At 58.8% G+C, this 9,034-nt stretch carries 7 protein-coding genes and 2 pseudogenes; 1 reads left to right on the forward strand and 8 read right to left on the reverse strand.

From position 1 onward, the window contains the following. Nucleotides 1-295: 295 nt before the first annotated feature. From tatA to L692_RS0114720, 4 genes are all read right to left on the reverse strand, one after another. On the reverse strand, nucleotides 296-529 hold the full coding sequence (gene tatA / locus L692_RS0114705) for a twin-arginine translocase TatA/TatE family subunit (RefSeq protein WP_025700932.1): 234 nt from the start codon (nucleotides 527-529) through the stop codon (nucleotides 296-298). A gap of 162 nt (nucleotides 530-691) precedes the next feature. Next, nucleotides 692-1,177: a MogA/MoaB family molybdenum cofactor biosynthesis protein gene (locus L692_RS0114710; RefSeq protein WP_025700933.1), complete on the reverse strand. Its 486-nt coding sequence runs from the start codon at nucleotides 1,175-1,177 to the stop codon at nucleotides 692-694. Nucleotides 1,178-1,223: 46 nt separating this feature from the next. Then, the gene (gene moaC / locus L692_RS0114715; RefSeq protein ID WP_025700934.1) at nucleotides 1,224-1,700 is read right to left on the reverse strand and encodes a cyclic pyranopterin monophosphate synthase MoaC; all 477 of its coding nucleotides are present in this window, start codon (nucleotides 1,698-1,700) and stop codon (nucleotides 1,224-1,226) included. Nucleotides 1,701-1,705: 5 nt separating this feature from the next. After that, nucleotides 1,706-2,338: a 5-formyltetrahydrofolate cyclo-ligase gene (locus tag L692_RS0114720; RefSeq protein WP_025700935.1), complete on the reverse strand. Its 633-nt coding sequence runs from the start codon at nucleotides 2,336-2,338 to the stop codon at nucleotides 1,706-1,708. Nucleotides 2,339-2,628: 290 nt separating this feature from the next. On the opposite strand from L692_RS0114720, the gene L692_RS0114725 reads away from it, so the two are divergent. Beyond that, nucleotides 2,629-4,584, forward strand: coding sequence for an ABC-F family ATP-binding cassette domain-containing protein (locus L692_RS0114725; RefSeq protein ID WP_025700936.1), 1,956 nt, complete (start codon nucleotides 2,629-2,631; stop codon nucleotides 4,582-4,584). 481 nt (nucleotides 4,585-5,065) lie between these two features. Here the strand turns inward: L692_RS0114725 and L692_RS28900 are convergent. The 4 genes and pseudogenes from L692_RS28900 to L692_RS32780 all read right to left on the reverse strand — a co-directional run. Beyond that, nucleotides 5,066-6,235: pseudogene (locus L692_RS28900) on the reverse strand (2-isopropylmalate synthase); the annotation flags it as partial. Nucleotides 6,236-7,103: 868 nt separating this feature from the next. Next, entirely contained in the window at nucleotides 7,104-8,159 is a 1,056-nt protein-coding gene (gene tsaD / locus L692_RS0114735; RefSeq protein ID WP_025700937.1) for a tRNA (adenosine(37)-N6)-threonylcarbamoyltransferase complex transferase subunit TsaD, read from the reverse strand. Next, complete coding sequence (rimI, locus tag L692_RS0114740; RefSeq protein ID WP_025700938.1) at nucleotides 8,156-8,680, reverse strand: ribosomal protein S18-alanine N-acetyltransferase; 525 nt, start codon at nucleotides 8,678-8,680, stop codon at nucleotides 8,156-8,158. The genes tsaD and rimI overlap by 4 nt, the downstream gene beginning before the upstream one ends. Further along, a pseudogene (locus tag L692_RS32780) lies at nucleotides 8,677-9,034 on the reverse strand (tRNA (adenosine(37)-N6)-threonylcarbamoyltransferase complex dimerization subunit type 1 TsaB); the annotation flags it as partial. The pseudogene L692_RS32780 and the gene rimI, both read right to left, overlap by 4 nt.

Consider the following 9,034-nt stretch of genomic DNA (forward strand, 5'->3'; position numbering starts at 1 on the left):
CGACCAGCACGTATATAATTCTTTTGCGCAGCTCCGTAAGATGCTCGGCCACCGTCATGGCTCCGGATTGCAAAGGCATGCCCCTCCCCCTCCTGCCGTTTAGGCCGCCGTCCCCGCTCAGCGTCTTGTTCGGCAAAGCTTGCCAGATCGTCATACCCGGGGCGCCGGATTATCCGATTGACAACGCAAGAAGAACCGCCTGCGGCGTTCAATATTTCAAAAAAGAAGCGCCCCCGTGAAGTCCGGGGACTTAAGGGCGCCTCCGCGTGCAGTCTTGTCATTCAACCTCGCGGTGTTATTCCGGCAAACGCTTCTCCTGGGAAACGGAAGCATTCTGCGCCGCCGGCGCAGGCGCCTCGCTCTTGACCGCCGGCTCGGTCTCGGCAATGATATCGCGGGTCCCTTCCTTGAACTCGCGGAAGGTTCTGCCAACCGCACGGCCAAGTTCGGGCAGCTTGTTCGGACCAAAGAGCAGCAAAGCCAGAATGACGAGCAGTACGATTCCCGGCGCCCCGATCCCGTTTAACATGTTCATTCCTCCCTGTCCCGTGTTCCGTTCATGATACCGTTTTCGACATATCCATAATACCATAATTTATATCACACATGCATCTGTTATCTGTGTCGAAAGTCAAACGAAAGACAGTTGTTTAAGGAAGAACACCTGTTAAACGCCAGACGCCGCATGACGTTACTGCCGATATTGCCCGGTAACCATCAGCAGCGCCTCCGGCAGTTGGTCCATGATGGCGGCCAGATGCTCATGCACGCCCTTGGGCGTGCCCGGGAGATTAACGATCAGCGTCCGGCCGCGAATGCCGGAGATTCCGCGGAACAGCATGGCGGCGCGGTTCTTCTGCATCACCGTGCTGCGCATCGCCTCCGGCAGCCCCGGCACTTCCCGCTCAATCACCCGGCGCGTCGCTTCCGGCGTCACATCGCGGATCGCCAGTTCGGTTCCTCCCGTGGTCAGCACCAGGTCGGCTTGAAAATAATCGGTCAATTCGATAAGCGCGGCAATAATTTCGTCCAGTTCATCGGGTACAATCCGGTACTCTACGATTTCCCCTCCAAGTTCCTCCTCAACCAGTTCGCGGATGACCTGGGCGCTCGTATCCTCCCGCTCGCCCCGGGCCCCCTTGTCGCTGGCCGTCAGGATTGCTGTCTTCCACGCCATAGGTTCTCCTTCCTCTCTATCCTCGTTTATGTAATGATACGCTAACTTACGCTTCCTCGCGGGCATAATCGCCGTTCTTGCCGCCGGTCTTGGACGCAAGCAGCGTCGGGCCGATCACCATATCCTTTTGCAGGGCCTTGCACATATCGTATACCGTAAGCGCAGCGGCGGAAACGGCGGTCAGCGCCTCCATTTCTACCCCTGTCTTGCCGGTGGTCTTGACTGTCGCTTCTATATAAAGCTCATCTGAGTTGTTGTCCGAAAAGTGAATATCGACGCCCGTGAGCGGCAGCGGATGGCACATCGGTATCCAGTCGGCCGTCTTCTTCGCCGCCATGATGCCTGCGACCTGGGCCACAGCAAGCACATCGCCTTTGCCGATTGAGCCGGCCTTGATGGCGCTTAGCGTGTCCGGCGCCATCCGTACCATGCTCTGCGCGGTCGCCGCACGCTTGGTCACTTCCTTGTCGCTCACATCGACCATGCGGGCTCTTCCCTGTCCGTTGAAATGAGTCAGCTCCATCTTCGTTAGTCCCCTTTCGCTTGGCAATACAGCATGCCTTCCTCGGTAATCACCATGTCCATATAAGCGTCATGGACATCCATCGGCACTTCGGGCAGCATCTGCGCGCCGTATGCGGTGCCGACCCAAACTGTGTTCGCTCGCGCCCCGGAAGCGGAACCCCTGAAGAAATTGGCCCACAGCCGGTCATAATACCCCCGGCCGTAACCGAGCCTTCCTCCCCTGTCATCAAAGGCGAGGCCCGGGACAAAGACAACCGACGGCCCGTCCTCCTCCCTTATCGCCGGAGAAGTCTCTGCGGGCTCGGGAATGCCGTATGCACCCTGGACAAGCTCGTTCCACGACTTCACCTTATGGAGCGACAGCTCCCCGGAACCCGCATGGACCCGGGGAAGAATAATCTCACGTTTTTCCTTCCAGCACCACTCGATCAAAGGACTCGTATCCAGCTCGGAGCGGAACGGAACGTAGAACATCAGCGATTTCGCACCGGTCTCCTCCAGCCACTTCCATGCATGTCGGCACGCGAGTGAGGACCACTCCGCCCGCCGCGCCGGATCTATTCCGTCACGGACAGCGGCGGCGCGGCGGCGCAGCTCGCGCTTGGAGGCGGCAAGCTGCAAATTCCCGTCTGTCACCCTTCTGCCTCCTTTATCATGCTTGCTCTTATCCCCGGCTAACCGGGATCTATGAATTTCCGCTGAAAGCCCGCATCCTTACGCAGCGGGCAGCGGCATTAATGTCTGACATTGCAAGGCAATTCACTACCTTCAGTTTACCACTCTTGCTTTAATTTCGCCAAGATAGCCCCGGAACCCTTCGACCTCGCGCAAAAAAGTCTTTTCATGTACACTATATTCAGGAATAAAAGTCCGTAAGCGGCGCTGAACGGAGCTGCAAGCGGCTTAAGGGTGGAGGATTCATCAATATGCTTCTTCAAGCGACAGGTATCACGAAATTATACGGCATCCAGCCCGTGCTGGAAGGCATCAACCTGCAAGTAAACGAGCGGGAACGGGTGGGACTAGTCGGGGTCAACGGAGCCGGCAAGTCAACCCTGCTGAAAATACTGGCCGGGGAGCTATCCTTTGACGGCGGCCATATTCATAAATCGAAGGAAACGACGGTAGGTTATCTGGCCCAAAATAGCGGCTTGCAATCGGAACGGACCATTCACGAGGAAATGCTGTCTGTCTTCGCTCCGCTTATCGAAGCCGAGGCGGAGCTTCGGCAACTGGAGCAGCAGATCGCCGATCCGGACGCTGCGGAGGACGAGAAACGTTACGCAGAGCTGCTGGAGCGCTACTCCCAGCGTTCGGACTGGTTCAAGGACCGGGGCGGATACGAAATGAACACGCGAATACGCAGCGTCCTGCACGGCATGGGCTTCGGGGATTTCCCTCCGGATACACCGATCGCGACCTTGAGCGGCGGACAGAAGACCCGCCTTGCGCTCGCCCGCATTCTGCTTCAAGCCCCGGATCTTCTGATGCTGGACGAACCGACCAACCATCTGGACATTGAGACGCTAACCTGGCTGGAGGATTATTTGCGGGGATATTCCGGAGGCATTCTGGTCGTATCCCATGACCGCTACTTCCTTGACAGGCTCGTCACGACCATTGTGGAAATCGAGCGGCATCAATCGCACCGGTACACGGGGAATTACAGCCGCTATGTGGATCTTAAGGAAGCCGAGTACGAGAGCAGACTCAAGCAGTACGAGAAGCAGCAGGGCGAAATTGCCAAAATGGAGGAGTTCGTGCAGCGCAATATCGTACGGGCCTCGACAACCAAGCGGGCGCAGAGTCGGCGCAAGGCGCTGGAAAAGATGGACCGGATCGAACGTCCGCTCGGCGAGCTGAAGAAAGCGAACTTTTCCTTTGAACCGGATTTTCAATCCGGCAGGGAGGTGCTCCAGGTCAGGGAAGCCGCCGTGGCCTTCGGCGAGGGAGCGCCCTTGTTCAAAAATGCGTCCTTCGAGCTTCGCCGGGGAGATACGGCCGCCCTGATCGGCCCCAACGGTATCGGCAAATCAACGCTGCTACAGTGTCTCACTGGAACCCGGGAGCCTTCCGCGGGAAGCGTGAGCTGGGGAGCCAAGGTCAAGATCGGCTACTATGACCAGGAGCAGACCCGGCTGAATCCGCAGAACACTGTACTTGAGGAGCTGTGGAGCGAATACCCGATGCTGGAGGAAGCGCGAATCCGGACGATTCTCGGCAACTTCCTGTTCAGCGGCGAGGACGTACAGAAGAAAATTTCCGCGCTCAGCGGCGGCGAAAAGGCGCGTGTCGCGCTCTCCAAGCTGATGCTGCGTGGAGCGAATATGCTGATCCTCGACGAACCGACCAACCATCTCGATCTGGTCAGCCGCGAGGTGCTCGAGTCGGCGCTGATTGATTTTGAAGGCACGCTGCTCTTCATCTCCCATGACCGCTATTTCCTGAACAAGATGGCGGAGCGCGTGCTGGAGCTTCATCCGGGCGGGATCGACCAGTACCTTGGAAATTACGACGACTATATCGCCAAAAAGGGAGAACTGGAGGATCTGGCAAGCGAAGCGGCTGACAGCCCTCCCTCCTCTTCTGCGGCCGGCTCCGAAAGGTACGTATCCCCCTCTCCCGAAAAAGGGGGCGTCTCTTCGTATGAGGCCGACAAACAGGCCAAGCGCGAGGAACGCAGCCGCCAGCGGAAGCTGGCCGAACTGGAAGACGCCATTTCCGGACTGGAGGAGGAGATCGCGGCCATCGAAACGGAGATGACGAAGCCGGAGGTCTATCAGGACTATACGGTGCTCCAGGAGCATGAGCGGAATCTGAACGAAAAGAAACAGCGCCTTTCCGGATTTTTTAGCGAATGGGAAGTGCTGGCTGACGAATAATGAGAGAAAGAAGCCTTACATTTTCCGAACAATTTCGAATTTGGCCACACTCCATTATCCACAGAGTTGTCCCCAGATTTCGTGCATAACTGTTGCCAAAAAAAGGCCCGCCGGGCCTTTTTTTATGCGTCAGACCGCCGTTTATTGTGTCAAGTCTTTTTTATCCACCGGATTATCCACATTATCCACATTTTGCGCACCTGCCTGTGAAAAACTTACACCCTGTTCCGGTCATTAAACAAACAGCCTTGAGTGCTGCTTTTACACGATTTTTACACAGATTGAGCGGAATATGTGGATAACCTTATCCACAGCTTGACAAAAAACGTCTCTCTATGCCTGTCCTGCAAAAAACGCATCTCTCCCGCACGCTTTAAACAGCGGAAAAGATGCGCTTAGGGGCGGCGTCCTTCAAAGCCCGTAAGTGGACGGCTCGATGTACAGGCGGCGCGGAAATCCCTCCCGGCTTATAAGCTTATGCCTGGCTGCCGGCCGATTGCCTGATTAGCTGCAGCAGCTCATCGTCGCTGACGGTTTTTTGGCGGTCCGCCAGCAGCTTGAAGGATTCGTACAATTCCTCCAGCTCGGCAGGCTCCAGGGTGATGCCGTATTGGGCGGCCCGGTCCTTCAGCGCGTGACGGCCGGAATGCTTGCCCAGGATAATCATGCTGCGCGGGATGCCAAGGCGCTCCGGGTCCATAATTTCATAGGTGCTGCGGTCTTTGAGCAGCCCGTCCTGATGAATGCCCGATTCGTGCTGGAACGCGTTCCGGCCCACGACCGGCTTGTTGTAGGCGAGCGGAAAATGCATCATCTCGCTGACCAGGCGCGAAGTCTCGTACAGCTTGTTCAGGGTCAGGCCGGTTCTGGCGTTCAGCGCCTCCCCCCGGGTTTCGAGCGCCATTGCCAGTTCCTCGAGTGCGCAGTTCCCCGTACGCTCTCCGACCCCGTTGACGGTCACTTCAATCTGTGTCGCGCCGCCGGCGATCGCGGCAAGGCTGTTGGCGACGGCAAGGCCGAGATCGTTATGGCAGTGGGCGCTGTAGATAACCTTGTCGCCGCCCCGGGCGCCCTGCCGCACCCGCCGGAACATCTCGCCGTATTCCTGGGGCAGCGCGTAGCCGACCGTATCGGGCAGATTGATGATCGTCGCGCCTTCCTCGATGACCGCTTCGACCATTTCAATCAGGTCGTCGATGCCCGTGCGCGCGGCATCCATGGCCGTAAACTCCACCGTATCGCAGAACTGGCGGGCATAAGCCGTCATCTCCCGGGCAGTCGCCACGACCTCGGCCCGGCTCTTGCGCAGCTGATGGCGCAGATGGATGTCGGAGGAGGAAATAAACAGATGGATGCGCCGGCGCTCGGCATCCCGGGTCGCCTCGGCCGCCGCATCAATATCGCCCCTGACGGCTCTGGCGAAGCCGCAGATTTCCACGTTCCGGATCTGGCGGGAAATCGTCTGGACCGCCGCAAAATCTCCGGGGCTGGAGACCGGGAATCCCGGCTCCAGCACATCCACCCCAAGCTCGGCCAGCTTGCCCGCGAGCACGATTTTCTGCTCCGGCGTCAGGCTCGCTCCAGGCGCCTGTTCCCCGTCTCTGAGCGTCGTATCGAAAATGTGTATCTTCCTGTTTGGCTGCATGGTCATAATCAATTCCTCCCGATTTGTCAAAGTTTGTGTAGTGGCCTCCGTCCGCCGGAAAACATAAAAACCCGCCGTCTCCTCCAAAGAGACGGCGGGTTTCCCCTCCGCGGTACCACTCTTCTTGACGCGCCCTTAGCGGGGTCTTCCCCTTGGCAGCGTCCAGCTTATCTTCCCAGGCGGCGCACGCCGCTGCGGCAGTGCCCTGCCTGGGAATGTCCGGTAACGGGGACGATCCGTAAGCCGCGTACCTCGCCGCTTGAGCGCGCTGCCCGGATACCGGTTCGGCCGTCCCGGATTCCATAGTCAGCGCGGCGCCAAGCCGCAGTTTCCGCCGCTCACGCTCCCGGGCGAGATTCAAAGGGGGATGACCGCTGCGTCGCACCAACCCGCAGCTCTCTGCCTTGCCATCCTTCCTTCTACTGCTCCCGTTCATCGCGTTATATTGTCTTCAATATCAATAAAAAAAGCCCGTCGTCTCATCAAGAGACGACAGGCTGTGCCTTCGCGGTACCACTCTTGTTGATCTATCATTCAAGCGCGCCCTAAGGCGGCTCTCCGATACATCCACTTTGCAATCATACGGTCCGGTAGAGAATAACGGCTTCTTTCCTTTCCGAATGACCGTCCTTTCACGGGGACGACCCGTAACGGCGTACTCTTCTCCGGCCGTGCACTGCCGGTTGACGCATGTCTCCCGGTACTTTCCAGTAACCGGACATGCATCTCTTCCGCCGCTCCGCTCCCGGACGAGTTCAGGCTTCCTTCGGCTGCGTCGCACCGCCCCGCAGCTCTCTTCATCCCGGAATAACCTTACTGCTTCCGCTCATCGCGTTTATCATTATGATTGCCATGATTATACGCTCGGACCTTCCTAGCTGTCAATAGCCTTGACCGACCACTCTTCCAGGGAGAACCCGGGATCGGCCACCATATCCAGCGGCGTTCCGCCGTCACGGGTCCATTTCACGTAAGCGGCCGCGCCGATCATCGCGGCGTTGTCCGTGCAGTACACGGGCGGAGGAATGATCAGCTCAATGCCTTCCTTGTCGCAACGGTCCGCCAGCGCTTCGCGTAGCCCCCGGTTCGCGGCCACGCCGCCGCACAGCAGAAGCTGCCGCGCATCCGTGGCGCGGACGGCGCGGACGGCCTTTTCCACCAGCACCTCGACGACCGACTCCTGAAAGCCCCGGGCAATAGCCGCCACATCAGGTTCCAGCCCCTTCATCCGGCTCTGATTCACCAGATTCAGCACCGCCGACTTCAGGCCGCTGAGGCTGAAATCGTACGAATCCGGCTCCAGCCATACCCGGGGAAGCGCCGCCGCTTCCGCTGCTTCATGCGCCAGCTTGTCCACATGCGGACCACCGGGATACGGGAATCCGAGCGCCCGGGCCACCTTGTCGTAGGCTTCGCCGACCGCGTCGTCCCGCGTGCGCCCGATGATCCGGAAGCGCCCTGCCGACTCCAGACTGACCAGCTCCGTATGTCCCCCGGAAGCGACCAGCGCCAGGCAAGGGTACTTCAGCTCCTTCACCAGCCGGCCCGCGTAGATATGTCCGGCGATATGATGCGTCCCGATCAGCGGCTTGTTCCAGGCCAGCGCGAGCGCTTTGGCTGCCACAACGCCGACCAGCAGCGCGCCGACCAGCCCCGGTCCCTGCGTTACCGCCACCGCGTCCAGCCTATCCGGAGTGATCCCGGCCCGCGCAAGCGCCTCTTCAACAATAAGCGTAATGACCTCTACATGCTTGCGGGAGGCCACTTCAGGCACCACACCACCGAAAGCGCGGTGAGTTTCGATCTGGCTGGAGATGATGTTCGACAATACCTCCCAGCCGTCTCTTACGACAGCCGCCGACGTCTCGTCGCAGCTAGTCTCGATCGCCAATATATAGACAGGCTTAGCAGCGCCCGTTGTTTCGTTCATTCCAGTCCCACTCTTCCTTCCATAACCCCATAATCCAGATAAGACGGCAGGTCCGCCCACATAATCAGCGCATCCTCACGGTTATCGGAATAATATCCCTTGCGCAGTCCTGCGGGCCGGAAGCCTTTTTTGCGGTACAGGTTCTGGGCGACCTCGTTCGATACCCGCACCTCCAGCGTGATCGATTTCATCCCGAGATAGGCGGCGGTCTTCATCAGCTCATCCAGCAGTCTTTCGCCCCATTTGCGCCCCCGGTACGCCTCCAGCAGCGCAATATTCGTCACATGCGCCTCGTCCACAATCGCCCACATTCCCGCATAACCGATAATGCGGCCATCAAACTCCATAACCATATATCTGGCAAAATGATTATGCGTAAGCTCATTGCGGAAAGCCTCTCCTGTCCAGGGCATCGTAAAGGCTTCATGCTCGATTACGAGAATATCGGGGATATCTTCCACCTTCATCTGCCGAAAACCAAGACCTTCCTCCCGCTCTCTAGCCGGTTCCGATTCCGTCATCTCGAATTCAGGCCTCCTTTGCCGGCTTTGAGCAGATTCGCTTCCGCCTCCGCAAGCTGCGTATAATTGGGAATCAGGCTGTGCGCCTCGTCGATATCTCCGGACGCATGCCGCGCCTCCCCGAGAAACCCGATCCAGCGCCCTTCCAGCTCGTAAGGCAGAGCGCGCAGCTCGGATAAGCCCTCCAGCGGCTTAAGGGGTTCCACGCTGCCGTGCGCGGCCGTCTCGCCGACGAACCAGATCCGGCGGGGACATTCCCCCGCCGCCTTCGCCTGCTCCAGGCGCTCCGTCAAGGACTTCACCCAATCCGCCATCAGGCGAATCCGGTCCGGCGCCAGACGCAGCGGCGCGTTG

The organism is Paenibacillus forsythiae T98 (genome assembly GCF_000520735.1).
In the GTDB taxonomy this organism is placed as follows: domain Bacteria; phylum Bacillota; class Bacilli; order Paenibacillales; family Paenibacillaceae; genus Paenibacillus_AQ; species Paenibacillus_AQ forsythiae.